Consider the following 25,338-nt stretch of genomic DNA (forward strand, 5'->3'; position numbering starts at 1 on the left):
GACATGACATTTACCCTTGCCATCGTGGGCCGTCCCAATGTGGGCAAATCCACCTTGTTCAACCGACTTGTCGGCAAGAAACTGGCGCTGGTCGATGACCAGCCCGGTGTGACCCGTGATTTGCGCGAAGGCGAAGGGCGGCTGGCCGACCTGCGGTTTACCGTGATCGACAGCGCCGGTCTGGAAGAGGCGACCGACGACAGCCTGCAAGGCCGGATGCGCCGCCTGACCGAACGCGCGGTGGAAATGGCCGATGTCTGCCTGTTCATGATCGATGCGCGGGCGGGGGTTCTGCCCGCCGATCAGGTCTTTGCCGATATCCTGCGCAAGAAGAACGCGAATGTCATTCTTGCTGCCAACAAGGGCGAAGGCCGCGCGGCTGACGCCACCATCCTCGAGGCTTACGCGCTGGGTCTGGGCGAGCCGATCCGCATTTCCGCCGAGCATGGCGAAGGTATGGGCGAGCTGATGGACGTGCTGCGCCCCATCGCCGAAGCTTTCGAGGAACGCGCTGCCCTTGATGCGCCCGAGACCGATGTGGACGTGGGCGAGGATGACGAAGATGCGCCGCGCGTGCCCACAATCGCCAAGCCCTTGCAGATCGCTGTTGTGGGCCGCCCCAATGCGGGCAAATCCACGCTGATCAACAAGATCATCGGCGAAGAACGCCTGCTGACCGGACCCGAGGCGGGGATCACCCGCGATGCCATTTCCGTCAAGCAGGTCTGGGACGGCGTGCCCATGCGGATATTCGATACCGCGGGGATGCGCCGCAAGGCAAAGATCCACGAGAAGCTTGAAAAACTATCCGTCTCGGACGGGCTGCGCGCCGTGAAATTCGCCGAGGTCGTGGTGGTGCTGCTCGACGTCGAAATCCCGTTCGAACAGCAGGACCTGCGCATCGCCGATCTGGCCGAGCGCGAAGGCCGCGCTGTCGTCATCGCCGTCAATAAATGGGACACCGAGGACGACAAGCAGGACAAGCTGCGCGAATTGCGCGAGAGTTTCGAACGCCTGCTGCCGCAGCTGCGCGGCGCGCCATTGGTCACTGTCTCGGCCAAGACGGGCAAGGGCCTCGATAAACTGCAACAGGCCATCATGCGCGCGCATGACGTCTGGAACCGGCGTGTAACGACCGCGCAATTGAACCGTTGGCTGACGGGGATGCTGGAACAGCACCCGCCGCCCGCACCCGGCGGCAAGCGGATCAAGATGCGCTATGCCACGCAGGTCAAGACGCGCCCGCCTGCCTTTGTTGTGATGACATCGCATCCAGACCTGATGCCCGAAAGCTATAAACGCTATCTCGTCAACGGGTTGCGGGCCGATTTTGACATGCCGGGTACACCGATCCGGCTTTACCTGCGCGATCAGGGCGACAAGAACCCCTACAAGGACAAGAAATCCTCGCAGCCGTCGCGCCTGTCAAAACACCTCAAGAAATAGGGCGGCCCGTGGTGGTGATGGTCAGGATCGTCATCACCGCGATGCCCGCACCTGCCAACAGGCTGACGCCCAACTGGTCGGTGCCGTTGGCGATGATGATCGCGAACAAGGCCCAGATCAACGTCAGGCCATAGCCCGGCGCGCCGCTGCGCAACTGGGTGAAGGCCGCAACGGCAAGGGCCGCGATGATGCCGACATAGGCCCAGCCCAGCGCACCCATCAGCACGCCATAGCCCGCCATCGTGCTGCCCAGCGACACAAATGCCGCCGCCGTCAACCAGCCTGCATAGATCGACACCGGCGCACGCAGCCAGTAACGGTCGGCCTTGGGGGCCACCAGCACGGCGGCGATTGCGGGAATGGCCATTGCGAAAATCAGCACCGTCGCCCAGATCGCGCTGGCGTTGGCGACTGCCAGCCACGGCGTGCCAAGCGCAAGGCTGATCAGCAATGGCAGTCGGACGCGGTTCCATGCCGTGGCTCCGGGGCGTTTCCACAGACCGTAGAGCGCCGAGACGACCAGCCAGCCATAGATCAGCCCCCAGATCGCAAAGGCATAGCCCGCAGGCTGGATCGGCGGGTCAATCTGCGGGATCGGGAGCTGATCCTCGCTGAACCCGCTGAACGGGCTGGTGAACAAAGGCGACGCGACGAAGGTCACGGTGAACAGGAGGGTCAGATAAGCGCGGATGTGTTTCATGGTGCCAGTCTAGCAGGTCGGGGTGGAATGGACAGCGCCTTGCGGGGCGCAGGGGCTTGCCGCGTTGCGATTTCCCGCGCAAGGTAAATCAACCGCAGGCGGAGCACCAGATGAAGCGGATCGCGATCTTTTGTGACGGAACGTGGAACCGGCATGATGCCGTCTATCCCACCAATGTTGTGCGGTTGGCACAGGCGGTCAAGCTCACAGCCGCCGACGGGATCAAGCAGCAGGTGTTCTATGTGCTGGGCGTCGGGGCGGGGCGCGGGTCGAACCGCTTTGTGCGCGCGCTGGACCGTGTGGCGGGTGGCGCGATGGGCTGGGGCCTGATCGAGAATATCGAGGATGCCTATCGCGCGCTGATCTTCTGCTATGAACCGGGCGACGAGATCCATATTTTCGGCTTTTCGCGCGGGGCCTATACCGCGCGGTCGCTGGCCGGATTGTTGCGGTCCTGCGGGATACCGCCGCGCGAAAACGTGGCGCGCATCGGCGAAGCGGTCGCGCGCTACCGGTCGCGCAAGCCCGATACCCACCCTGATGATCCAGAAAGTTTCCTGTTCCGGTCCGAATTCGCACCTTTCACGGCCACCAGTGACGCAGACTGGCAATGGCGGCTCAAGACCCGCCCGCAATTATGCGTCAAACTGGCGGTCAGCTATCTGGGGGTCTGGGATACGGTCGGTGCGCTGGGGGTGCCGGGCTATTGGACCGCCGCACCCTTGTTGAACAAACGCCATCAGTTCCATGATGCCGACCTGTCGCGCATGGTCGCCTCTGCCCGCCATGCGGTGGCGATTGACGAACGCCGCCGGACTTTTCCGCCCGCCATGTGGTCGGACAAACTCGATGCGATGAACCGCGACGCGTTGGGGCTTGGCGCTGATGATCCGCTTGATCCGGCGGGGCGGGACGACTGGCCTTACCGGCAGGAATGGTTTCCGGGCGATCATGGATCAGTCGGCGGTGGCGGCGACCGGCAGGGATTGTCGGCCATTGCCTGCGCCTGGATTGCGCAAGGGGCCGTGCGGGCGGGGCTTGATCTGGACGCCCGCAATCTCGACAGCCTGCGCACGGGCGAAAATATCCGCGAGGCGCTGGTGAACCAGTCGCAGATGGGGCTGTTGGCGCAATTAATGCGCAAACGCGCGCTGGACCGTGACGGGCCGGACAGGCTGGCCGATCTGAGCGACGCAGCGCGCGACCGGATTGCTTGTGATCCGACCTATCAGCCGCCGCCCTTGCGCAAAGTTTTGGATCAGGCACAGAGGGCCATCACCCGCCACACCTGGTGAACAAGCGCGGCGCAACGAAGGTCACGGTGAACAGCAAGGTCAGGTAGGCGCGGATGTGTTTCATTGCGGCAGTTTAGCAGGTCGGGATGGAATGGACAGTTGGCTTGACGCTTGGATCGTTGTGGCTTTGCACATTACCAACCAAGGTAAGACAACCAAATAAGGGCAACGATGGATGCGGCGGGTGATTACGCGACTTGCGCCAATTATCTTAAATTACGAGAAGATTTGAGGAATGCCAAAGCATCTCACATAAACCACTGATCAACCTCTAAAGCTATTATCGTTCGGGATCAACAACATGCATTCTAGTCCACAAAAGGATGAAAAGGCTACCAGATGGTAGTTTCTGCTTCCGCTGATGTCTGAAAAAATATGCTCACCGCAGGCGCGTGTCCACTTGGTCGCTAGATCTTGCGCGTAATGAGATGACAGATGTTAGATCAGAGGACAGGGCCATGTTCGTTTTTCGACCACGCAACGCAATAGCTGTGATGCTGGCTTTGGCTGGTTGTGGATCAGATTCTACGCCGCCTGCCACATATAATGATATTAGTCTTGAAGGCGATGCTTTGAGAGCAGAGTTTGCTGGCGCTCCGCTGACCAGCTTGGCAAACTTACCAGACACCGGATCCTTTAACTACAGCGGTGTTTTCCAAGTCAGTGAGATTGATATCGAGCCAGACGTTGAAGGTGAAGATCTTGCAGGGCAACTTCGGCTGACAGCCGACTTTGCGAGCAATTCAATTAGCGGTAACATTCTAAATGTCGTAAACAGCAGGAACGAGATCTACGAAGGCTCTGTCAGTATTACCGGGGACATCTTGAGAGAGGAATTCCCAAGGATCAGCTCTACTTCGGTCGGTATACTGATAAGGGATGGCGTAACCCTTGATGTGAGTGCTCTATTCGACGGACGTTTTGTAGGTGAAGCTTACGAAGGCATCACGGGAGATGCCGGCATCAGCATACGCGAAAATGGTTCTTTTCCACGAAATTTTGACGGCACTTTCGTTGTACAGCGTTGAGGCAGCATCCGTAAGATGGGTGCTAGCACCCATGCCTGTTAATCACCCCAGCACCCCCTCCGCCGTGATCCGTGTCTTGCCGCCCAGATAGGGGTGCAGTGCGGCGGGCAGATCGACCGATCCGTCCTCTTGCTGGCCGTTTTCCACCACCGCGATCAGGGTGCGGCCCACGGCCAACCCCGATCCGTTCAGCGTGTGGACGAATTCGGGCTTGCCGCCGCCTGCGGGGCGGAAACGCGCATTCATGCGCCGCGCCTGATAATCGCCGCAGACCGAGACAGAGCTGATCTCGCGGTAGGTGTTCTGGCCGGGCAGCCAGACCTCGATATCGTGGGTCTTGGTCGCTCCGGCCCCCATGTCGCCCGCGCAGAGCACGACGGTGCGGTAGGGCAGGCCCAGCCGTTCAAGCACGGTTTGCGCACAGCGCGTCATGCGGTCGTGTTCGGCGGCGCTCTGGTCAGGGGTCGTGATGCTGACCATCTCGACCTTTTCGAACTGGTGCTGGCGCAGCATCCCCGATGTGTCGCGGCCTGCCGATCCGGCCTCTGACCGGAAACACAGTGTATGGGCGACATGGCGGCGGGGCAGGGTGGATTCGTCCACCGTCTCGCCGTTGACGATATTGGTCAGCGTTACCTCGGCGGTGGGGATCAGCCACCAGCCGTTGGTGGTCTGATAGCTGTCCTCGCCGAATTTGGGCAGCTGGCCTGTCCCATACATCATGTCCTCGCGGACCATGACGGGGGTGATCGTCTCCAGCAGCCCATGTTCGTCGACATGCAGGTCCAGCATGAATTGCGCAAGCGCACGGTGCAGGCGGGCGACAGCGCCCGAGAGCAGCACAAAGCGGCTGCCGGACAGTTTGGCCGCAGTCTCGAAATCCATGCCCGTCTTGATGCCCGCGATCTCGTAGTGCTCGACGGGGGCAAAGCTGAAGTTGCGCGGCGCGCCATGGCGGTGAATTTCGACATTGTCGGCTTCGTCCTTGCCATCAGGGACGGATGGGTCGGGCAGGTTGGGCAGGGTGGCCAGCAGATCGGCCAGCGCCTGATCTTTCGCTTTCGCCTCGTCGTTCATGGCGGCGATGCGGGCCTTGCTGTCGGCGATCAGGCCACGCAGACGGTCGAACTCCGCGTCATCGCCGCGCGCCTTGGCCGCGCCTACGTCCTTGGAGGCCTTGTTCGCCTCGGCCTGTGCTGTCTCGGCGGCGAGGATCAGCTTGCGCCGCGCCTCGTCCAGCGCGAGGATATCCGCCGCGACAGGGGCCAGCCCGCGCCGGGACAAGGCCGCATCGAACGCATCGGGGGTGTCGCGGATGAGACGGATATCATGCATGGCTCTGGTCCTCGGGTTGGTCGCTGGGACGCTCTATGCCGCAGAATGTGGCCGGGGGAAAGTGGGCGGGTTATTCTGGGGAGAGGGTGGCAATGAAAAAGAGCCACAAGAAGGCCCGCCCTTTGCAGTCAATTGCGCGGTGGAACTGTTGCTGGGCGATAGACCCGGTGGCGGCTTGGAGCCCATCAGCGACATTCATGCAGGCCTCAGCATGGGAGGCCCTTTCGCAGATGCAGCATCGTGCCCGGCCCTTTGCTGACGGTCGGTGCCAGCGGTGCGCCATGCTGCATGACCAACGAAGCGGCCATTCGCATCAGGGTTCGTCACCAGCCTCACTGCAATCGCCGCGTGAAGGTAAAATAAAAGTTCCGTTCATGTCGAAATCTGCAAAACTCAATCGTCATTGGTATATCGAAACCTCAAACTGTGAAGGAGTAAGCATGGTTTTCGAAGTTACCCCCCTTTATGCGCTGCCGGTGGCGGCGATCTATTTGATCTTGTGGTTCCGGGTTTCCTCGGTGCGCTCGGAGACGAAAGTGTCCTTTGGCGACGGGGGCAACCCGGTTCTGTTGCAGCGCATCCGCCAGCACGGCAACTGTGCCGAATGGTCGGCTTTCGTGCTGATCCTGATGATGCTGGCAGAAGGTATGGGCACGCCCGCCATCTGGCTGCACATCTCGGGCGCTCTGCTGCTTGTGGGGCGGATCGCGCACCCCTTCGGTCTGGTTGACGGCAACGCGGGTCATCCGCTGCGCTATGTCGGCAACGGCACGAACCTGCTGGCCGCGATCAACGCGATGGTCTGCATCGGTATCCACATCCTCGGCCTGTGATGGCCCGAGCCCAGGGAACAAATCAATGAAATACATGATCTTGCTATATGCGGAACCTGACAGAAATCCTGCGCCCGGAACCGATGAATTCGACTCGATGATGGCCGATTTCTTTGACCTGGACGAGCAGATGAAGGACCGCGCGTCCGTGCTGGCCGGCGAAGCGCTTCTCGGCGCTGAGACCGCCACGACGGTGAAAAAGCGTGACGGGCACGTCGAAACGATGGACGGGCCATTTGCCGAGACCCGTGAACATCTGGGCGGCTTCTATCTGATCGAGGCCGCAACTATTGAAGACGCACATGCCTTTGCCGCAGCGGTGCCTGTGGCGCGCTATGGTCTGGTCGAAGTGCGTCCCGTCGAAGTCTTTGAATAGGATACACCCCATGCAATACATGCTTCTGATCTACAACGACCCCGCCCTGGAGCCGGCCTATGGCACGCCCGAGTTCAACGACATGATGGGCGGCTTCTTCGCTGCGAACGAACGGATGAAGGCTGATGGCGTCCTGCGCTCTGGCGAGGGTCTGCAGGGGGTGGAAACCGCGACTTCGCTGCGGATCAAGTCGGGCAAGGTGGAAACCATGGACGGCCCCTTTGCGGAAACGCGCGAACATCTGGGCGGTTACTACGTCATCGACGTGCCGGACCTTGACGCCGCCTTGACCTATGCGGCGCTCATCCCTTCGGTCCATTTCGGCACGATCGAGGTGCGGCCGCTCATGGACTACAACCCGGCCAGTTGATGCGATGACCGCCCCCGGACCCACCAGCGCCATCGCGGTTACCAGGGAACTGGACCGCGTGATGCGCGCCGACCGGGGGCGGCTCTTGTCCTTGCTGGCGGCGGGTCTGCGCGATCTGTCACTGGCCGAGGAGGTTCTGCAGGAGGCCGTTGTTTCGGCCCTTGCCCATTGGGGCCGTACGGGTCTGCCCAGATCGCCCGCAGGCTGGCTGTTGCAGGTGGCGCGGCGCAAGGCCATCGACCGGCTGCGCGGTGCGACAAGCGACAGCCGCAAGGCGCAGGCGCTGGCGGTGCTGGCCCGAGACGAGGCCGCGCCGGAACCTGAAACCATCCCCGACGAACGGCTGCGCCTGATCTTCGCGTGCTGCCACCCGGCGTTGGAGCCGAAATCGCGCGTCGCTTTGACGCTGCGAACGGTTTGCGGACTGACGACGCCCGAGATCGCCCGCGCTTTTCTGGACGCGGAAACGACGATGGGCCAGCGTATCAGCCGCGCCAAGGCCAAAATCGCTGCAGCCGGAATCCCGTTTGCAGTGCCCGAAACCGAACAATGGGCCGAGCGCCTTGAGACGGTGTTGACCACCATGTACCTAATCTTCACGACCGGTTATGTCGCAGGGCCCGGCGAGCCACGCGACCTGTGCCTTGAAGCCGAATACCTGATGCGCCTGTTGGACAGGTTGCGTCCCGAAGACGCGGAAATCGAAGGGGCGCTTGCGATGATGCTGCTGACCTCTGCCCGACGCGCCGCGCGGATCGGCACAGACGGGGCCAGCCTGCCGACCTGCGAACAGGACCGCCAGCTTTGGGATCAAACACGTATCGCCGAGGGGCGCGACATCCTTGCCCGTGCCGTTGCGCGCCGCCACCCCGGCCCGTTCCAGATCAAGGCCGCTATTGCCGATTGCCAGATGGCCGCCCCCGCCCCCGACTGGCCCCAGATCACGGCGCTCTACGGAGCACTGCTTCGGTATGAGCCAACCCCGGTGATCAAGCTCAATGCCGCAGTCGCGATCGCAGAAGCGGGGGATCCAGAGCAAGGGCTGACAATCGTTGAACGGCTGAGGGGGGCGCTTTCCGACTATCAGCCCTGGCATGCGGCCTATGCCGCACTCCTTGCAACGAATGGCCGACACGATGAGGCCATATGCGCCTACCGAGACGCGATCGCCCGCACGTCAACCGGTCCAGAGGCGCAATTCCTGGAGAAGCAACTCGTAAAACTCGTTGGCATAAAAGCCGGGCAATAGACTGCTCTGCCGCGAACGGGGTGCAACGTCTGCATCCCTGACGGAAGGGGTGATCCCGGGTGGTGGGGCGAACCGCCGCTCTCCGCCCTCCACGTCGGTCTTGCTGCAATAGCGAAGGGTTATGTGTGGAAGGCTCGAGCGGCAGAAAGGTCCGTAAAGCGGACATCCGACTTTGCGCGACATGCTCACTCAAAAGCAGAGTGCCAACAGACGCACAACATTTCCCGCAAAGCACTGGCCGCGAGAGGCGTATGGATTGCATCCTCGCGCCCCTTGCCCCATATGGCACTCAACACCGGACCTGTGTTGCAAATCACCCTTGCAGCTTTTAGGTTCTGGCGACCGTCGGGCAGCCTGGCCCGCACCAACACAAGGGATGGAAAATGAGAGCTGCCGATCTGATTATGTTGCTGTTGATCTTCGGAATCATGTATTTCCTGCTGATCCGGCCTCAGCAAAAGCGGCTCAAGGAACATACCGCGATGCTGGCGGCGCTGCGCCGGGGCGATCAGGTCGTCACGCAGGGCGGTGTCGTGGGCAAGATCGTCAAGGTCAAGGACGAGGTGGGCGAGATCGAGGTCGAGATCGCATCCGGTGTCATCGTCCGTGTCATGAAGCCGACCATCGTGTCGGTGCTCAACAAGACAGAGCCGACCAAAACCTAACGTCGCCGAAAAGGCCGGAACATGCTGTCCATCTCCTATCCCAAGCAGATCATGATCTGGCTGACCGTTGTGGTCGGCCTGATGCTTGCGCTGCCCAACGGGTTCTACAACCGCGTCGAGACATCGAACGACGCGCGCGCCTTGATCGACGCGGGCCAGACAAGTGCGGCACTGGAAGAGGACGCAGCCCTGTGGCCGTCGTTCCTGCCGTCCAATCTGGTCAATCTGGGGCTGGACTTGCGCGGCGGCGCGCATCTGCTGGTCGAGGTCGCAGTGCAGGATGTGCATGCGTCCTTCCTTGAAGGGTTCTGGCCGCAGGTGCGTGACGTGCTGGCGGCGGAACGCAATGTGGTCGGTTTTGTCACGCGCGAAGAGGGCCCTGCCAACGAATTGCGCGTGCGCATTTCTGAAGCTGCGGGCGCAAACCGCGCTTTTGAGCTTGCGCGCGGACTGGGCCGTCCGGTCACGTCTTTCACCGGCGCTGCGGCGTCCAATATCGACGTGCGTATCAACGGCACCTTGCTGACCATCACGATCAGCGAGGCGGAAATGTCCGCCATGAACGAACGCACGATGCTGCAGACGCTGGAAATCATCCGCCGCCGCATCGACGAGGTCGGCACCCGCGAACCCACCATCCAGCGGCAAGGGGCCGAACGCGTGCTGGTGCAGGTCCCCGGCGTAGGATCGGCGCAGGAGATCAAGGATCTGCTCGGCACGACCGCGCAGCTGACCTTCAACCCTGTGGTCGCGCGCACGACCAATGAAAACGAATCCCCCGGCACCGGCAATTTCCTTGTGCCTTCGGTGGATGAACCCGGGCTTTTCTATATCCTCGAACGCCGCCCTGTCGTGACGGGCGAGCAGTTGGAGAATGCGCAGCTCGATTTCGACCAGAACAACCGCCCTGCGGTGGGGTTTCGCTTCAACACGTCTGCGGCGCGGATTTTCGGCGATTACACTTTGGCCAATGTGGGATCGCCCTTTGCCATCGTGCTGGATAACGAAGTGATTTCCGCCCCCACGATCCAAAGCCATATTCCCGGCGGGTCGGGTATCATCACCGGCAATTTCACCGTGGAAGAGGCGACCAATCTGGCCGTCCTGCTGCGTGCGGGGGCCTTGCCTGCGGAACTGACTTTTCTTGAAGAACGCACCATCGGCCCCGAACTGGGACAGGATTCCATCGACGCTGGCCGTCTGGCCGCGATGGTTGGCGGTGTGCTTGTGATCCTGTTCATGGGGCTGAGCTATGGGTTGTTCGGCTGGTTCGCCAATATCGCGCTGGCGATCAACCTTGGCCTGATCTTTGGCGTGCTGTCGCTGGTTGGTGCCACACTGACATTGCCCGGCATCGCGGGGATCGTGCTGACCGTCGGCATGGCCGTGGACGCCAATGTGCTTGTGTTCGAGCGCATCCGCGAAGAGTTGAAAACCGCCAAAGGCCCCGCACGCGCCATCGAGCTTGGCTATGAACGCGCTTTGTCTGCGATCACCGACAGTAACTTTACCACCTTTATGGTGGCAACGATCCTGTTCACGCTGGGGTCCGGCCCTGTGCGCGGTTTTGCGATCACGTTGGGGCTGGGGATCATCACATCGGTCTTTACCGCAATTTTCGTCACCCGGTCGCTGATTTCCATCTGGTTCGCATACCGCCGACCCAAGACAATCGAGGTTTGACCCAATGCGTTTGCGGCTGGTTCCTGAACAGACGAATATCAACTTTTTCCGCTATGCCTGGGTGACGTTCGGGGCCTCTGCCCTCATGGTGGTCATGTCCGTGATCGTGTTCTTCGTCTACGGGCTGAACTTTGGCATCGACTTCCGCGGGGGCACGTCGATCCGCACCGAGTCGACGCAATCGGTCGATGTCGCGGCTTACCGCGAGGCGTTGACCCCGCTGGAATTGGGCGATGTCAGCATCACACAAGTATTCGACCCGACATTTGACGATGATCAGAATGTCGCGATGATCCGTATTCAGGCGCAGGACGGCGACGAGAGCATCTCGCCCCAGACGATTCTGCAAATTCAGGATGCCCTGCGCGGTGTCGCGCCTGATATCACCTTTCCATCTGTTGAAAGTGTCGGACCAAAAGTATCGGGCGAATTGATCCGCACGGCGGTTTTGGCCGTGTTGGGTGCGCTGACGGCCATCGTGATCTACATCTGGCTACGGTTCGAATGGCAATTTGCGGTGGGGGCTGTGGCCGCGCTGGTCCATGACGTGGTGCTGACCATCGGAATTTTCGCGTTGTTCCAGATCAGGTTCGATCTGGCGATTATCGCCGCGCTGCTGACCATTGTGGGCTATTCGATCAACGACACGGTGGTTGTGTTCGACCGCGCGCGCGAAAACCTGCGCAAATACAAGGCAAAGCCTTTGGTCGAGGTGCTGAACCTGTCGGCCAATGAAACCCTAAGCCGCACGATCATGACATCGGGCACCACGCTGATCGCGCTGATCGCCCTGCTGGTGCTGGGTGGCGATGTGATCCGCGGCTTTGTCTTTGCGATTGCCTGGGGCATCATTGTCGGGACCTATTCATCGCTCTATGTCGCCAAGAACATCGTGCTGATGCTGGGCGTCAAACGCGACTGGTCCAAGAAAGACCCCGCCGCGGGCACCAAATACGGCCATATCGACACCTGAGGTGGACAATAGATGCGCCTGAACGAGATCAGATATACCGATTCCGTCCCGATTGACGGCTATGGCCCCGGCTTTTTCCGCATCGGCGGCAAGGTGGTGCAGGGGCCGGTGCTGGTTTTCCCGACGGGTGTGGCACCTTGGGACGGGTTCAGTGATACGGGCGCGATCATCGACCGGATGGCCGATGTCGATGTGGTTTTTGTCGGCACGGGTGCCGAGATCGCGCATTTGCCCGCCGAATTCCGCACAACCTTGGAACAGGCAGGGATCGGCGTCGAAAGCATGGCATCGCCTGCCGCCTGCCGGACTTATAACGTGCTGCTCTCCGAAGGGCGCCGCGTTGCGGTTGCCCTGATCCCCGTCTGAATGTTGCATGTCGCCGACTTGGGCTGCGCGCGCGGCGGTGTCGCGGTCCTGAGCGGTGTCAGTTTCGATCTGGCTCCAGGGCAGGCGCTGGTCCTGCGCGGGCCCAATGGCATTGGCAAGACGACCTTGCTGCGCACGTTGGCGGGGTTGCAACCCGCGATCACTGGCGATGTCGCGATGCCGGAGGAGGCGGCGGCCTATGCCAGCCACGCCGACGGCATCAAGACCGCGCTGACCGTGACCGAAAACCTTGCTTTCTGGGCCGAGGTATATGGTCTGCCGCTGGACACGGGCGTCCTGGACCGCTTTGACCTTGCGCCGTTCCGCAACCGTCAGGGCGGCACGCTGTCGGCGGGTCAAAAGCGGCGGCTGGGGCTCGCGCGGCTCGCGGTGGTCGGGCGCAAGATTCTGTTTCTGGATGAACCGACGGTGTCGCTGGATACCGGATCGGTGGCGATGTTCGCCCGCTGGCTGCAGGACGACCATCTGGCGCAGGGCGGGATCGCGGTGATCGCGACGCATATCGACCTTGGCATCGACGCGCCCGTGCTGGACCTGACCCCGTTCAAACCCGTCCCCGGCACTGGCGGCGGCACGGACGAGGCGTTTTTATGATCGCGCTGCTCAAACGCGACCTGCGGCTGGCGCTGCGGGCGGGCGGCGGGTTCGGCCTTGGCCTTGCGTTTTTCCTGATCGTTGTGGTGCTGGTGCCTTTCGGCGTGGGGCCCGAGCGCGAGGTTTTGCGCCCCATTGCGCCCGGTATCCTGTGGATCGGGGCGCTGCTGGCGGCACTCCTGTCGCTGGACCGGATATTCGCGCTGGATTTCGAGGATGGATCGCTGGCGCTTCTGGCCACCTCGCCTTTGCCGCTGGAGGCAGCAGGGCTGGTCAAGGCCACCGCCCATTGGATCACGACCGGCCTGCCGCTGACGCTTGCCGCGCCGTTTTTCGGCTTTCTGTTGCTGATGCAACCCGAGGCTTATGGTTATCTGCTGGTGTCCTTGCTGATCGGTACGCCGGCCCTGTCGATGATCGGCACTTTTGGCGCGGCGCTGACGGTCGGTTTGCGCCGCGGCGGGCTGCTCTTGTCGCTGCTGGTGCTGCCGCTTTACGTGCCGACCCTGATCTTCGGGGCCGAGGCCGTGCGGCGCGGGGCGGCGGGATTGGACGCCAGCGGCGCGCTGATATTGCAAGCGGGCATCACAGCGGGTTGTTTCGCGATCCTGCCGTTTGCGACTGCGGCCGTGTTACGCATCAATCTGCGGTGATCGGGGATTGAGACAGATGTTTCAGAAGGATAGATAACCGCCATGTCGATGTGGGAATATGCCAATCCAAGGCTCTTCATGAGCTGGACAAGACCCGTGCTGCCTTGGACCTTTGGTCTGGCTGGGGTCTGTCTGGTCGTGGGTCTGGTTTGGGGGTTCTTTTTCACCCCCGACGATTTCCGGCAAGGATCGACGGTCAAAATCATCTATCTGCATGTGCCATCCGCGCTGATGGCGATCAACGCGTGGATCATGATGCTGGTGGCCAGCCTGATCTGGGTCGTGCGGCGGCATCACGTCAGCGCTCTTGCCGCGCGGGCTGCGGCCCCTGTGGGCGTGGTGATGACGCTGATCGCGCTTTGGACGGGGGCTGTCTGGGGGCAGCCGATGTGGGGGACATGGTGGGCGTGGGATCCGCGCCTGACGTCCTTTCTGATCCTGTTTTTGTTCTATCTGGGCTATATCGCGCTTTGGGAGGCGATCGAGGACCCAGACACCGCCGCCGACCTCACCTCGATTCTGTGCATCGTGGGGTCGATCTTTGCGATCCTGTCGCGCTATGCGGTGTTTTTCTGGAATCAGGGGCTGCATCAGGGGGCGTCACTGTCGCTCGATGCAGAAAAGAACGTGGCGGATGTGTTCTATTACCCGCTGCTGGTTTGCATCGCGGGGTTCGTGCTGTTGTTTTTCGCGCTCGTGCTGATGCGCACCCGCACCGAAATTCGCGCGCGCCGGATCAAGGCGCTGCAGGCAAGGGGGCAACATGCCTGATCTGGGAAGCTACGCAACCGAGGTGATGGCGGCCTATATCGGCAGCATCGTGCTGCTGGTGGCTATCGTGGGGCTTAGCTGGCGGCGCTATGCGCGCGTGCGCGCCGCCTTGGAAGAGGTCGAGAAGAATGGCTAAAGTATCGCCCCTGATGATCCTGCCGCCGGTGGTTTTTGCCGCCTTTGCGGGGTTGTTCCTTGCGGGCATCCTGCGCGACAACCCCGACGAATTGCCATCGACCTTCGTGGGTCGCCAAGCCCCGCCTGTGCCTGTAGAGGCGGTTGATGGCACCGTGCAGCTGACCGATGCCGACCTGCGCACCGGCGAGGTGACAATCGTCAATTTCTGGGCCAGCTGGTGCCCGCCCTGCCGTGCCGAACATCCCAATCTGCTGGCGCTGGAAGAACAGGGCTACCGCATTGCGGGCATCAATTTCCGCGACCAGCAACCGCAAGCCTCCAGCTATCTGGTGGATTACGACGACCCGTTCTTTGCCACTGGCTTTGACTTGCGGGGGCGGTCCGCGATTGACTGGGGCGTGACGGCACCGCCTGAAACCTTCATTGTAGATGGCGACGGGACGGTTCTGTTCCGGTTTATCGGCCCGCTGGTGGGGTCTGATTACGAACAAAGGTTCCTGCCGGAACTGGCGAAGGCCACAGGCGGGTAAGGGTTGCGGGATGAACGCTGCTGGCGCAAAGCCCACAGGCGTTCGGTTGACATTGGAGCGATAGATGCGGATCGGGATTGCGGGTTCGGGTATCGCGGGTCTGGCGGCGGCGGCGCTCTTGGGGCGCGCCGGATATGACGTCACACTGATTGACCAATTCGATGCGCCGCGCGCGGTCGGGTCTGGTCTGGTGATCCAGCCTGTGGGGCTTGGGGTGCTTGACCTGATCGCGGGTGGCGCGTCCCCCGCACGCCTGCTGGGCGCGCCCTTGACCCGCATGATCGGGCACGAGGTGTCAGGGCGCAAGGTTCTTGATGTGAGCTATGGTGCATCACCCGGTCTTGCGATCCATCGGGCGAGCCTGTTCGACGTGCTGTGGCAAGCCGCCATGGCCGAAAAGCCCAATGTCGTGTCCGCAGCACGGGTCACGGGCCGGCAGGGTCAGACCCTGACGACAACCGCAGGCGACATCGGTCCATTCGATCTGGTTGTCGATGCGCTTGGGGCGGGATCGGTATTGTCGCCGATGCAGGCGCGCGCTTTGCCCTATGGCGCGATCTGGGGCACTGTGGATTGGCCCGAAGAGACACCCCTGCCGCGCGATCAGCTGCGCCAGTGCTATCGGCGCGCGGACCGGATGGTCGGTGTGCTGCCCTTGGGGCGGATGCCGGACGGGACACGCAACAAGGCGGCGGTGTTCTGGTCACTGCCGCGCGACGCGCATGACCTGTGGCGCGAGGCAGGTTTGGATGCATGGCGCCACGAGGCGGTCGCCCTTTGGCCGGATGTGGCGCCTTTTGTCGCGCAGATCACGGACCCTGACCAGATGACGATGGCGCGCTACGCGCATGGCACGCTGCGGCGGCCCGCAGGCGCGGGGATCGTGCATCTGGGCGATGCCGCGCATCGTGCATCGCCGCAATTGGGGCAGGGCGCGAATATGGGTCTGCTTGATGCGGTGGCCCTGCTGCGCGCGCTGCAATGGGCCGACGGGCAGGACATCGGCACGGCTTATGCGGTGGCGAGGCGCTGGCATGTGCGCAGCTATCAGGCCCTGTCTGCGGCATTCACCCCGCAATACCAGTCCGATAGCCGCAGCCTGCCCGTGATCCGCGACAGGGTGCTGGCACCGCTGTCACAAATCTGGCCGGTCACGGCGATCCTGACGCGGTTGGTTCGTGGGGACCTTGTGCCACCGCTGGGGTCGCTGGACCGCAGGTAGGTGGGCATCAAAAAAAGCCCCGGTGTTTCCACCGGGGCTTTGTGTTTTACGCCGCTTTGGCGAGGTTGCGCAGCACGTAGTGCAGCACGCCGCCATGCTCGATGTATTCGATCTCGATCGCTGTATCGATCCGGCATTTCACGGTGATCTCTTTCACCGACCCGTCCGCCATAGTGATCTTGGCGGTCATGTCCTGCAAAGGTTTCACCGCATCCAGACCTTCGATGGTCACGGTTTCCTCGCCGGTCAGGCCCAGCGTCTTGCGGGTGTCGCCGCCGGTGAATTCGAACGGCACCACGCCCATCCCGACGAGGTTGGAGCGGTGGATACGTTCGAAATTCTCGGCGATGACCGCCTTGACACCCAAAAGTGCCGTGCCTTTCGCCGCCCAGTCACGGCTGGAGCCTGCGCCATATTGTTCACCCGCGAAGATGACCAATGGCGTGCCGTTCTCCTGATGCGCCATCGCCGCGTCAAAGATCGAGGTTTGCGCGCCATCGGGGCCTTTGGTGTAACCGCCTTCGACGCCGTCCAGCATCTCGTTCTTGATGCGGATATTGGCGAAGGTGCCGCGCATCATGACTTCGTGGTTGCCGCGGCGCGACCCGTAGGAGTTGAATTCGCGCACCGGCACCTGACGGTCGATCAGGTATTTGCCCGCGGGCGTTGTGTCCTTGAACGAACCGGCAGGGCTGATGTGGTCGGTCGTGACCATGTCGCCCAGAACCGCCAGAACCTTGGCGTTGACGACGTTCTGGATCGTGCCTGCGTCCTTGGACATGCCTTTGAAATAAGGCGGGTTCTGGACATAGGTGGACGATGCGGGCCAGTCGTAGGTCTCAGAATCGGTGGTTTCCACCGCCTGCCATTTCTCGTCGCCCTTGAACACATCGGCGTATTTCTTGATGAACGCCTCGCGTGTCACGGTGCGTTCGACCAGCGCGTTGATTTCCGCAGATGTTGGCCAGATGTCGCGCAGATAGACGTCGTTGCCGTCCTTGTCCTGCCCGATCACGTCGGTGGCGATATTGACGTTCATGTCACCGACCAGCGCATAGGCCACCACCAGAGGCGGCGAGGCGAGATAGTTCGCGCGGACGTCCGGCGAAATGCGGCCTTCGAAGTTGCGGTTACCCGACAGCACAGAGGTAGCGATCAGATCGTAATCGTTGATCGCCTTGCTGATCGCAGGGTCAAGCGGACCCGAGTTGCCGATACAGGTCGTGCAGCCATAGCCCACAAGGTTGAACCCGATAGCGTCCAGATCTTCCTGCAGACCCGCAGCCTCCAGATATTCGGACACGACCTGTGATCCGGGGGCGAGCGATGTTTTCACCCAAGGTTTGCGGTTCAGACCCAGTGCACGCGCTTTGCGTGCGACAAGGCCGGCGCCGATCATCACATAGGGGTTCGACGTGTTGGTGCAGGATGTGATCGAGGCGATCACGATGGACCCGTCGTGCAGCTGATAGCTGCCTTCGTCGGTTTTCACATAGCCGCGGCTGTGGAACCCTTCGTCGCCGGGGATTGTCGCAGGTTCGGGCTGGCCGCCTTCACCTTCCCAGCGCATTTCTTCCTTGACGGTGGCGTCAATGCCGCCGCGCACGCCTTTGACGTAATCGCCAAACGCCTTGCCTGCGATATCAAGGTTGATGTGGTCCTGCGGCCGTTTCGGGCCAGAGATCGCAGGGACAACCGTGCTCATGTCAAGCGACAGGGTTTCAGTATAGACAGGGGCGTAATCCGCGCCGCGCCAGAAACCGTTTTCCTTGGCATAGGCTTCGACCAGCGCGATGCGGTCCTCGTCACGGCCCGTGTTGCGCAGGTAGCGCAGGGTTTCGTTGTCGATCGGGAAGAAGCCGCAGGTCGCGCCATATTCGGGCGCCATGTTCGCGATGGTCGCACGGTCGGCCAAGGGCAGATTGTCCAGACCGGAGCCGTAGAATTCCACGAATTTGCCGACCACGCCCAGCTTGCGCAGCATTTCCACGACTTTCAGCACCAGATCGGTGCCGGTCGTGCCTTCGGTCATCTCGCCCGTCAGCTCGAAGCCCACGACTTCGGGGATCAGCATGGAAACGGGCTGGCCCAGCATCGCGGCCTCGGCCTCGATCCCGCCGACGCCCCAGCCGAGGACGGCCAGACCGTTCACCATCGTGGTGTGGCTGTCGGTGCCGACCAGCGTGTCAGGGTAGGCGACCAGTTCGCCGTTCTGGTCGGTATCGGTCCAGACGGTTTGCGCCAGATATTCAAGGTTCACCTGATGGCAGATACCGGTGCCCGGCGGGACAACGCGGAAGTTCTTAAACGCCTTCTGGCCCCATTTCAGGAACTGGTAGCGTTCCATGTTCCGTTCATATTCGCGGTCCACGTTCATCTGGAACGCACGGGGATTGCCGAATTCGTCGATCATCACCGAATGGTCGATGACCAGATCGACGGGGTTCAGCGGGTTGATCTGCTGGGCGTCGCCACCCAGCGCCTTGATCCCGTCGCGCATCGCGGCAAGGTCGACCACGGCGGGCACGCCGGTGAAATCCTGCATCAACACGCGGGCAGGGCGATAGGCGATCTCGCGGGGGTTCTTGCCACCCATCGTGGCCCAGTCCGAAAACGCCTTGATGTCATCGACGCTGACCGAAAAACCGCCATCCTCGAAACGCAGCAGGTTTTCCAGCACCACCTTGAGGGCGGCGGGCAGTTTGGAGAAATCGCCAAGACCGGCCGCTTCGGCTGCGGGGATCGAATAGTAGGCGACCGACTGGTCCCCGACTTTCAGCGTTTTGCGGGTTTTGGCGGTGTCTTTGCCGACGGTGACGGTCATGGCTATCCCTTTCATGGCTTATGCAAAGCAAGGCTATTGCCGCGCTTTTGCCCCATGCGCGAACGCCGATCAAGGGGGTCAGGCGAAAATTTGTATACCATTGCACACAATCGACAGAATTTTGCCGGAATCGCAGTGAAACATTGCGACCAAGACAGTCGCAATTGGTTGATTGGCATTTCGGCTCGATTTTGCCTAAACCGCTGGGACAGCCGTAGTCGGGATGGAACATGCGCCTTTTACTAGCAACGATCGGGTTGGTCGGTCTTTTTCACGCCGGACAAGTCGCGGCACAGGATAACACGGTCGTGGTCGAGCTTTACACCTCGCAGGGCTGTTCGTCTTGCCCGCCCGCCGATGATATCCTGCGCGAACTTGCGCTGCGCGATGACGTGATCGCGCTCGCGCTGCATGTCGATTACTGGGATTATCTGGGCTGGGTCGATATCTTTGGCAAGCCCGAACACACCGCCCGCCAGCAGGCCTATGCCCATGCGGCACAGGCGACGATGATTTACACGCCGCAGATGATTGTGGGCGGGGTCGATCATATCGTCGGATCACGTCCCATGCAGGTGATGGACGCGGTGCAGGCCCATGCCGGTCAGCCGAACCTGTTTGACGTGCGGTTGGCGCGCTCCGGTGACATGGTAACGGTCACGGCTGGCCCCGGCTTGCCGGGCGACTACGATGTGCAATTGGTGCGCTATGTCCCGCTCGAGACGGTCGAGATCAGAAAGGGCGAAAACGCGGGCAGCCAGATCGACTATGCCAATGTCGTGACATCATGGATCGTGTTGGGCCAATGGGATGGCACCGCACCGCTGGATATGAGCATGTCTGCCGAAGGCTCTGACCCTGTGGTCGCGATCATCCAGCAGGCCGGACATGGTGCAATCGTCGGATCGGCACGGCTGCGTTAGGTCTTTTTGCGCGGCTTCCAGCGGCGATGCACCCAGAACCATTGGGCAGGGTTGGCCGCGATCTGGCGTTCCAGCGATGCATTCAGTGCGAGCATCATCGCAACAGGGGCCGCGGGCGCGATGGGCGCGTCCAGCATGATCTGGAACGACAGCCCGTCGGGCTGGCGTATGCCGAAATAGGGAATGACCAACGCATCCGTCCGCAGGGCGATATCCGCAATCGACGTGGCCGTATGCGCGGGCTTGCCCAGAAACGGGAGCGCGGGGCCCTTGGCCGCAACATCGAACAGCAAGGTCCCCATGCCCCCGCCGCGCAGGTGCCGGACGAAACCCATCGTGCCTTGGCGGCCTTGTTCGAAAACCGGCCCACCCCAGGATGTCATCGTGCGCGCGTAATGGCTGTTGAAAAACGCGTTCTGCATCGGCCGGTACAAGCCACCGATCGTATAGCCAAGCCGCGTCAGCACCTGCCGTGGCGCTTCGTGATTGCCGAAATGGCCAGTGGCAAAGATCACCGGGCGCTTGTCGGCTGCGGCCTGTTGCAAAGCGGCAAAGCCCGGGCCTGTGGGCATGGTCCCCGCCAGATGGGCCGCGAAATCGTGCCACGAGTAATTCTCGATCAGGGTGCGGCCGAAATTGTCGCAACAGGCGTGGGCAAGGTCGCGGCGGCGGGCGGCGGGCATGTCGGGATAGATCAGGGCCAGATGCTGTTCTGCCCGTTTGCGATAGCCCGCAAGCGGAGCGATCCCACCCGCGATGGTCTGTCCCATCAACCGGACGCGGGTGGCATAGGGCAGCCGCTTGACGCCGCCGATCAGGCCGCGCAGCACAAAATCGGCGGCGCGGTCGCCGAAGCTGCCGTTGATCTTGGACTTGGCTGTCACGGGGCCGACGGCGCCGTGGCCAAGGCGGTCCCGATCATGCTGTCGCGGGTGACGAGCGACGCCAGCGCCTCGGCGGGCCAGCCTTCGGTTCCGGCGGGGCGTGCGGGGATGACGATATAGCGCATGTCGGCGGTGCTGTCGTGGACGCGGACCTGTACATCCTCAGGCAAGTGCAGGCCGAATTCGGACAGAACCTTGCGCGGTTCGCGCACGGTGCGCGACCGGTAGGCGCGGGACTTGTACCAGTCGGGCGGCAGGCCCAAGAGGTTGCGCGGATAGCATGAACACAGCGTGCAGACGATGACGTTATGCACCGCTGTCGTGTTCTCGACCGCGATCAGGCGCAAAGGGCCGATGTCAAAGCCCATCGCACGGCTGGCGGCGGCGGCATCTGCCAGCAAGGCTGCGCGAAAATCGGGGTCGGTCCAAGCGCGGGCAACAACGGCGGCCCCGTTGGCGGGGCTGCGCGCATCCATCGTGGCGATCTGGGCGCTGATGTCGGCAGCGGTGGTCACGCCTTTGGCGATCAGCAATTCGCGCACGGCGATTTCCATCTGCTGGGCATAGGTCAGCGGATGGTCGTCGTCGGGGCGGTGGGGGTGGTGGTCATGGGGCATGGGGCGCCTCTGCCGGTTCAAGCCAATGGGCATAGATTTCCGCGTCGATTGTGTCGCTGGCGCGTTCGGCGGCGCTGCCCCAGACCTCGGCCATGGTGAAACGGACGCGCAACAGCGGGATCATGCGGCCCTGATGGCGATAGGCAAGGTCTTCGGGGTTGGGAAAGGCGCCAAGGTCGCGTTCGACCCAGCCTGTCTTGCCGCGCAGATAGGCGGGGGTGCGCACATGGCCGGGGGGCATGTCGGCGCGCACGCGCAGATAGGTCCGGTCAGTCATGGCAGGCATCGCCATAGGTCGGTCCGCGGGCGGCGACCTCTGTCATCTTGCGGGCCAGTTCGTCGGTGGTATAGACACCGGCCTCGATCAGGTTCTGGTTGATCGCGGCGATCCAGCGTTCGTAATAACTCATCGTCTCGAACGCCTCGGCGCCCATATCCTCGAGCACGCGGCGCAGACCGTCGACCGTGAAATGCCCCTTGCTGCTGCCGATCACCATCAGCGCGTCCACACGTTTTTCCCACAGCGCGAAATCGTGCTGGTCATGGGGGACAGGTCCGGCGGGCAAGCCGCCCATGTCGTGCCAGCGGCGGCCGGAGGGGGTTGTTTGGTCTGTCATGCCCAAGGATTAAGCGGATCGCAGGGTGCTGTCCACGCGATAAAGCAATCCCGTCAGGGCAAGTGTCACCCTACACAGGCCGTCATTCCGTATCGTCGGGGTCGCGCAGCACGATCAGCCCGCCATCGGCTAGTTCGCGCACGGCTGTCGTGACGGCGGCCATCGCGGCTTCGGCGTCTGCTTTCTTGATTGGGCCCCGTTCGGCCGCGTCTTCGCGCATCTGGGCCGCCATGCGTTGCGAGACGCTGGCAAGGATGTATTCCGCCGATGCCACCAGTGCGGCATCGCCTGCCAGCCCTGCCGCGATGGCTGTTGTCAGTACAGGAGCATCCACCGACCGGATGCAGGCTGGAATGTCCGTTTCCTTGACGCGCGGGGCGATGTCCTTGAAGGTGAAGATCGCCTTGCGCACATCGCTTGCAAAGACGGGATCCTTGGCGCCCAATCCTTCAAGCATGTCTTCCCGCGTGTCGGTCGTGGCGGAATTGAGGATCGCACCAAGGCGCTGCACCGGTGCTTTTTCGAAGGCTGTGGCTGGCGGGCGCCCGTAATCCTGCGCCAGCGCCCGCCCGATGCGCCGCACGACGTCAGGCGTCACATCGGCCGTCAGCGACATGGCATAGGTGATCCGCCGCGCGCGGTCGCCGGGGGTTTTTGCCAGCACCTCTGCCGCTTTGGCCACGGGGAGTTTGGACAGGGTGACAGCGCAGATTTCAATGCTTTCCGATTGCATGATCCGTGCCAGAACCGGCACCGGCAGGTCCGCGACGACAGGCCAGTGGTCGCCGTTGCGCACGCTGGCCAGTTGCGATTGCAGACGGCTGGCCAGCGCGGGGCTGAGATGGTCTGCCAGCGCCGTGATCGCATTGTCGCGGCTGCCGGGGGCGGCCATGCCCATCGCGTCGAGTTCGGCTGCGAATTCTTCGGCCACGGCATCCATCGTGACCCGGTCGAGCCGGCGCAAGGTCGCGAGTTCGCCGGTCAGGATTTCCTGCAATGGTTCGGGTAAGTCCGCCAAGGGCATGCTGCCGCCATCGGCGATCAGCATCTGCACGACGATCGCCGCCTTGCGGCGGCGGGTCAGCGCGGCGGTGCTGTGGATGTCGGACATGAAGGTCATGCCCGCACTCTAGCGGTCAAGACGTAAATAAATTGCTTACCGGACCCGTCAGGCCCCCGGATGCGTGACCATGATCGACATTTTCTTGAGCTGGTCGACCGTCGCGGGTTCAAGTTGCGACACATCTGCTGTCAGATGATGCAGCGCACTGACATTTTCAGCCAGCTCCGCAATCTCGGCATCGGTGAATTCCGCCTTGCCGTTGGCGAATCCGCAGATGCTGCGGTCGTCTTCGGACACTTCAACGATCACGACACCATGCTTCAGCCCGTAGTCTGCGGCCTGTTGCATCACACCTGCCGGGTCATCAAGAGAGGACCAGCGCGCGCTGCCCTTATGTTCAAAGCCCCACGCGACCATCGGGTCCGTCATCAGCAGGCCATTGCGCGAATAATGGTCAAGCCAGGCTTTGGGGTAGGTCTGGAACATGAAACGCGGGGTCGTATATGCGATATTCAGGCCCAAGGCGTATCCATCGGGTGCCAGCCCATTGAAACGCTCCAGAATACTGGTAATCTGCATCTGTTTATAAGGCACTCGGTTACTCGCTTTATGGTTGCCATTCCAGAGGTTATCAACCTATCGTCCGCCGGAAACGGTTCCACCACTGTAGTGTAAACCAAGGCGCAGCAACAAGAGCTTTCTGGCCCGTGAGGCTCGTGAAGGGTAGTGAATGTCTGAACTAATCGGTCCGGAGGAGATCGGGCAGCTTGCGCCCTCGGGATATTACATCGCGTTGCGCATCGGGTTTGCTTTTCCGATGGAAGAAACCAACGAACTGCCCGTCGAATGGGTAAACCACTATACAAAACAACGGTTTATGTTGTATGATCCGGCCATCAGATGGGCCTATAGCAACGTCGGCAGCATCCGTTGGAGCGAGATCACGCTTGACGACCCCAAGCGTGTTTTTGTGCAGGCGCAGACCTTCGGGATGCGCTATGGCCTGACGGTTTCGGTGTTTGACAGCAGCAAGGACGTGCAGCGGTCGCTGGCGTCGTTCACGCGGCCAGACCGCGAATTCACCGCGATCGAGGCCAAACTGCTGCAGGTCTACCTTGCCCGGCGCCACAACGAGACCGCGCCGCCGACGAATCTGACCAAGGCCGAACTGGAGGCGTTGGGCATGGTCAAGGATGGCAAGCGGCTCAAGGAAATCGCTTATGAGTTGAGCGTGAGCGAAGGGGCCGTCAAGCAGCGGCTCAAAAATGCCAAGCTCAAGCTTGGGGCCAAGACCGGCACACAGGCAGCGGCGCTTGCCAGCCAGTACGGGTTGATCTGAACGGTTTCCGTTCTTTTTTAATTTAGTAATTACAATTAGATCTTAATTTTAGATGTCATCATGACATCTTTAACGGTCGTTGGCCTGCGATCGTTGTTTTACTTTAAGGGGAAGCACATGGAAAATATTACTTTCAATCTTTTGGATCTGCACCGCCACGGGACCGCTTTTTTCGAGTTTTTGGCGCTGCGCAAGCAGTTTTTCGTTGATCAGCTGGGGTGGGACATCCCGCATGACGACCAGGTCGAGATGGACCAATACGACAACCCCAACGCGTATTACTCGTTGGTGCTGCGGGACGGCAAGGTGATCGGCGGCATGCGCGCGATGGCGACGACGGCGCAGTGGGGCGGGCATACCTATATGCTGCGCGATGCTGTCGACGGCAAACTGATCGGCATTCCTGCCGATATCATCCCCCATGCCGAGGTCACGCCGAATGTCTGGGAAGCGACCCGTGTCGTGATTTCCGACGAGGTGACGACGCAAGCAGAGCGTGCGGAATGCCTGTCGCTGGTGCTGGACGGTGTTGTCATGCAAGCCCGCCAGCACGGTGCGACCGAGATCATCGCGCTGTGTCCGCCCGTTTTTGCGCGCACTCTGCGCCAGCTTGGTTTTCCAGCGCGGATCATTGGCGACTCTTACGTCAACCTGCACGATTCGCGGCGCTATGTGGCGATGAGCATGCCTGCGGTGATGCGCAAATCCGCACCGCAGCCGACAGTCGCGCCGGCTCCGCAGGCAGGTAACCTGATGCAGCGCGTCGCGGTGCACGGGCCCGCGACAGCCTGATCCCGACGGGTAGGCCGCGCGCTGACCTGAT

At 61.8% G+C, this 25,338-nt stretch carries 29 protein-coding genes; 20 read left to right on the top strand and 9 right to left on the bottom strand.

The window, feature by feature from the left end:
• The first annotated feature begins 3 nt into the window (after window positions 1-3).
• Complete coding sequence (der, locus tag VCK47_RS00425) at window positions 4-1,446, top strand: ribosome biogenesis GTPase Der (RefSeq protein WP_322892111.1); 1,443 nt, start codon at window positions 4-6, stop codon at window positions 1,444-1,446.
• Here the strand turns inward: der and VCK47_RS00430 are convergent.
• Entirely contained in the window at window positions 1,436-2,146 is a 711-nt protein-coding gene (locus tag VCK47_RS00430) for a hypothetical protein (protein WP_322892112.1), read from the bottom strand. The genes der and VCK47_RS00430 overlap by 11 nt on opposite strands.
• A gap of 110 nt (window positions 2,147-2,256) precedes the next feature.
• On the opposite strand from VCK47_RS00430, the gene VCK47_RS00435 reads away from it, so the two are divergent.
• Entirely contained in the window at window positions 2,257-3,441 is a 1,185-nt protein-coding gene (locus VCK47_RS00435) for a DUF2235 domain-containing protein (RefSeq protein WP_322892113.1), read from the top strand.
• A 458-nt stretch (window positions 3,442-3,899) separates the two neighbouring features.
• Window positions 3,900-4,469, top strand: coding sequence for a hypothetical protein (locus VCK47_RS00440; RefSeq protein WP_322892114.1), 570 nt, complete (start codon window positions 3,900-3,902; stop codon window positions 4,467-4,469).
• 42 nt (window positions 4,470-4,511) lie between these two features.
• Here the strand turns inward: VCK47_RS00440 and serS are convergent, their stop codons facing one another.
• The gene (gene serS, locus VCK47_RS00445) at window positions 4,512-5,804 is read right to left on the bottom strand and encodes a serine--tRNA ligase (RefSeq protein ID WP_322892115.1); all 1,293 of its coding nucleotides are present in this window, start codon (window positions 5,802-5,804) and stop codon (window positions 4,512-4,514) included.
• A gap of 281 nt (window positions 5,805-6,085) precedes the next feature.
• Between serS and VCK47_RS00450 the strand changes: the two genes are divergently transcribed.
• The 14 genes from VCK47_RS00450 (at window position 6,086) to VCK47_RS00515 (ending at window position 16,248) form a co-directional block, all read left to right on the top strand.
• On the top strand, window positions 6,086-6,637 hold the full coding sequence (locus VCK47_RS00450; protein ID WP_322892116.1) for an MAPEG family protein: 552 nt from the start codon (window positions 6,086-6,088) through the stop codon (window positions 6,635-6,637).
• Between the two features lie 25 nt (window positions 6,638-6,662).
• Window positions 6,663-7,013 (top strand): YciI family protein, encoded by a 351-nt coding sequence (locus VCK47_RS00455; protein WP_322892117.1) that lies wholly within the window; start codon window positions 6,663-6,665, stop codon window positions 7,011-7,013.
• Between the two features lie 10 nt (window positions 7,014-7,023).
• Complete coding sequence (locus tag VCK47_RS00460) at window positions 7,024-7,383, top strand: YciI family protein (protein WP_322892118.1); 360 nt, start codon at window positions 7,024-7,026, stop codon at window positions 7,381-7,383.
• Window positions 7,384-7,444: 61 nt separating this feature from the next.
• The gene (locus VCK47_RS00465) at window positions 7,445-8,632 is read left to right on the top strand and encodes an RNA polymerase sigma factor (protein ID WP_322892119.1); all 1,188 of its coding nucleotides are present in this window, start codon (window positions 7,445-7,447) and stop codon (window positions 8,630-8,632) included.
• Between the two features lie 383 nt (window positions 8,633-9,015).
• On the top strand, window positions 9,016-9,297 hold the full coding sequence (gene yajC, locus VCK47_RS00470) for a preprotein translocase subunit YajC (protein WP_322892120.1): 282 nt from the start codon (window positions 9,016-9,018) through the stop codon (window positions 9,295-9,297).
• A gap of 21 nt (window positions 9,298-9,318) precedes the next feature.
• The gene (gene secD, locus VCK47_RS00475) at window positions 9,319-10,980 is read left to right on the top strand and encodes a protein translocase subunit SecD (protein WP_322892121.1); all 1,662 of its coding nucleotides are present in this window, start codon (window positions 9,319-9,321) and stop codon (window positions 10,978-10,980) included.
• Between the two features lie 4 nt (window positions 10,981-10,984).
• Entirely contained in the window at window positions 10,985-11,953 is a 969-nt protein-coding gene (gene secF / locus VCK47_RS00480; protein ID WP_322892122.1) for a protein translocase subunit SecF, read from the top strand.
• Window positions 11,954-11,965: 12 nt separating this feature from the next.
• Entirely contained in the window at window positions 11,966-12,319 is a 354-nt protein-coding gene (locus tag VCK47_RS00485) for an Mth938-like domain-containing protein (RefSeq protein ID WP_322892123.1), read from the top strand.
• A complete protein-coding gene (ccmA, locus tag VCK47_RS00490; RefSeq protein WP_322892124.1) occupies window positions 12,320-12,934 on the top strand; it encodes a heme ABC exporter ATP-binding protein CcmA in 615 nt (204 codons plus the stop codon).
• A complete protein-coding gene (ccmB, locus tag VCK47_RS00495; RefSeq protein ID WP_322892125.1) occupies window positions 12,931-13,587 on the top strand; it encodes a heme exporter protein CcmB in 657 nt (218 codons plus the stop codon). Before ccmA ends, ccmB begins: the two co-directional genes overlap by 4 nt.
• 42 nt (window positions 13,588-13,629) lie before the next feature.
• Window positions 13,630-14,358 (top strand): heme ABC transporter permease, encoded by a 729-nt coding sequence (locus VCK47_RS00500; protein WP_322892126.1) that lies wholly within the window; start codon window positions 13,630-13,632, stop codon window positions 14,356-14,358.
• Entirely contained in the window at window positions 14,351-14,494 is a 144-nt protein-coding gene (gene ccmD / locus VCK47_RS00505; RefSeq protein ID WP_322892127.1) for a heme exporter protein CcmD, read from the top strand. Before VCK47_RS00500 ends, ccmD begins: the two co-directional genes overlap by 8 nt.
• Entirely contained in the window at window positions 14,487-15,026 is a 540-nt protein-coding gene (locus VCK47_RS00510; protein WP_322892128.1) for a DsbE family thiol:disulfide interchange protein, read from the top strand. The genes ccmD and VCK47_RS00510 overlap by 8 nt, the downstream gene beginning before the upstream one ends.
• A 64-nt stretch (window positions 15,027-15,090) precedes the next feature.
• Window positions 15,091-16,248 carry an NAD(P)/FAD-dependent oxidoreductase gene (locus VCK47_RS00515; RefSeq protein ID WP_322892129.1) on the top strand — a complete coding sequence of 386 codons (1,158 nt, stop codon included), beginning with the start codon at window positions 15,091-15,093 and terminating at the stop codon, window positions 16,246-16,248.
• 46 nt (window positions 16,249-16,294) lie between these two features.
• Here VCK47_RS00515 and acnA read toward each other — a convergent pair whose 3' ends face one another.
• Complete coding sequence (gene acnA, locus VCK47_RS00520) at window positions 16,295-19,072, bottom strand: aconitate hydratase AcnA (protein WP_322892130.1); 2,778 nt, start codon at window positions 19,070-19,072, stop codon at window positions 16,295-16,297.
• A gap of 230 nt (window positions 19,073-19,302) precedes the next feature.
• Between acnA and VCK47_RS00525 the strand changes: the two genes are divergently transcribed.
• On the top strand, window positions 19,303-19,995 hold the full coding sequence (locus VCK47_RS00525) for a DUF1223 domain-containing protein (RefSeq protein WP_322892131.1): 693 nt from the start codon (window positions 19,303-19,305) through the stop codon (window positions 19,993-19,995).
• Here the strand turns inward: VCK47_RS00525 and VCK47_RS00530 are convergent.
• The 6 genes from VCK47_RS00530 to VCK47_RS00555 form a co-directional block, all read right to left on the bottom strand.
• Entirely contained in the window at window positions 19,992-20,879 is an 888-nt protein-coding gene (locus VCK47_RS00530; protein ID WP_322892132.1) for a lysophospholipid acyltransferase family protein, read from the bottom strand. The two genes, VCK47_RS00525 and VCK47_RS00530, sit on opposite strands and share 4 nt — an antisense overlap.
• On the bottom strand, window positions 20,876-21,496 hold the full coding sequence (gene nthA / locus VCK47_RS00535) for a nitrile hydratase subunit alpha (RefSeq protein WP_322892133.1): 621 nt from the start codon (window positions 21,494-21,496) through the stop codon (window positions 20,876-20,878). The genes VCK47_RS00530 and nthA overlap by 4 nt, the downstream gene beginning before the upstream one ends.
• Window positions 21,486-21,788, bottom strand: coding sequence for an SH3-like domain-containing protein (locus tag VCK47_RS00540; protein ID WP_322892134.1), 303 nt, complete (start codon window positions 21,786-21,788; stop codon window positions 21,486-21,488). The genes nthA and VCK47_RS00540 overlap by 11 nt, the downstream gene beginning before the upstream one ends.
• Window positions 21,766-22,113, bottom strand: a complete 348-nt coding sequence (locus tag VCK47_RS00545; protein ID WP_322892135.1) for a ScnB-like protein — start codon at window positions 22,111-22,113, stop codon at window positions 21,766-21,768. The genes VCK47_RS00540 and VCK47_RS00545 overlap by 23 nt, the downstream gene beginning before the upstream one ends.
• An 82-nt stretch (window positions 22,114-22,195) precedes the next feature.
• A complete protein-coding gene (locus VCK47_RS00550; protein ID WP_322892136.1) occupies window positions 22,196-23,233 on the bottom strand; it encodes a FliG C-terminal domain-containing protein in 1,038 nt (345 codons plus the stop codon).
• Window positions 23,234-23,281: 48 nt separating this feature from the next.
• Window positions 23,282-23,770 (bottom strand): autoinducer binding domain-containing protein, encoded by a 489-nt coding sequence (locus VCK47_RS00555; RefSeq protein ID WP_322892137.1) that lies wholly within the window; start codon window positions 23,768-23,770, stop codon window positions 23,282-23,284.
• Between the two features lie 136 nt (window positions 23,771-23,906).
• Between VCK47_RS00555 and VCK47_RS00560 the strand changes: the two genes are divergently transcribed.
• A complete protein-coding gene (locus VCK47_RS00560; protein ID WP_322892138.1) occupies window positions 23,907-24,515 on the top strand; it encodes a helix-turn-helix transcriptional regulator in 609 nt (202 codons plus the stop codon).
• 117 nt (window positions 24,516-24,632) lie between these two features.
• Window positions 24,633-25,307 (top strand): acyl-homoserine-lactone synthase, encoded by a 675-nt coding sequence (locus VCK47_RS00565; RefSeq protein WP_322892139.1) that lies wholly within the window; start codon window positions 24,633-24,635, stop codon window positions 25,305-25,307.
• Window positions 25,308-25,338: the final 31 nt, after the last annotated feature.

The sequence above is a fragment of the Yoonia sp. 72 genome (assembly GCF_034652275.1).
Lineage (GTDB): Bacteria > Pseudomonadota > Alphaproteobacteria > Rhodobacterales > Rhodobacteraceae > Yoonia.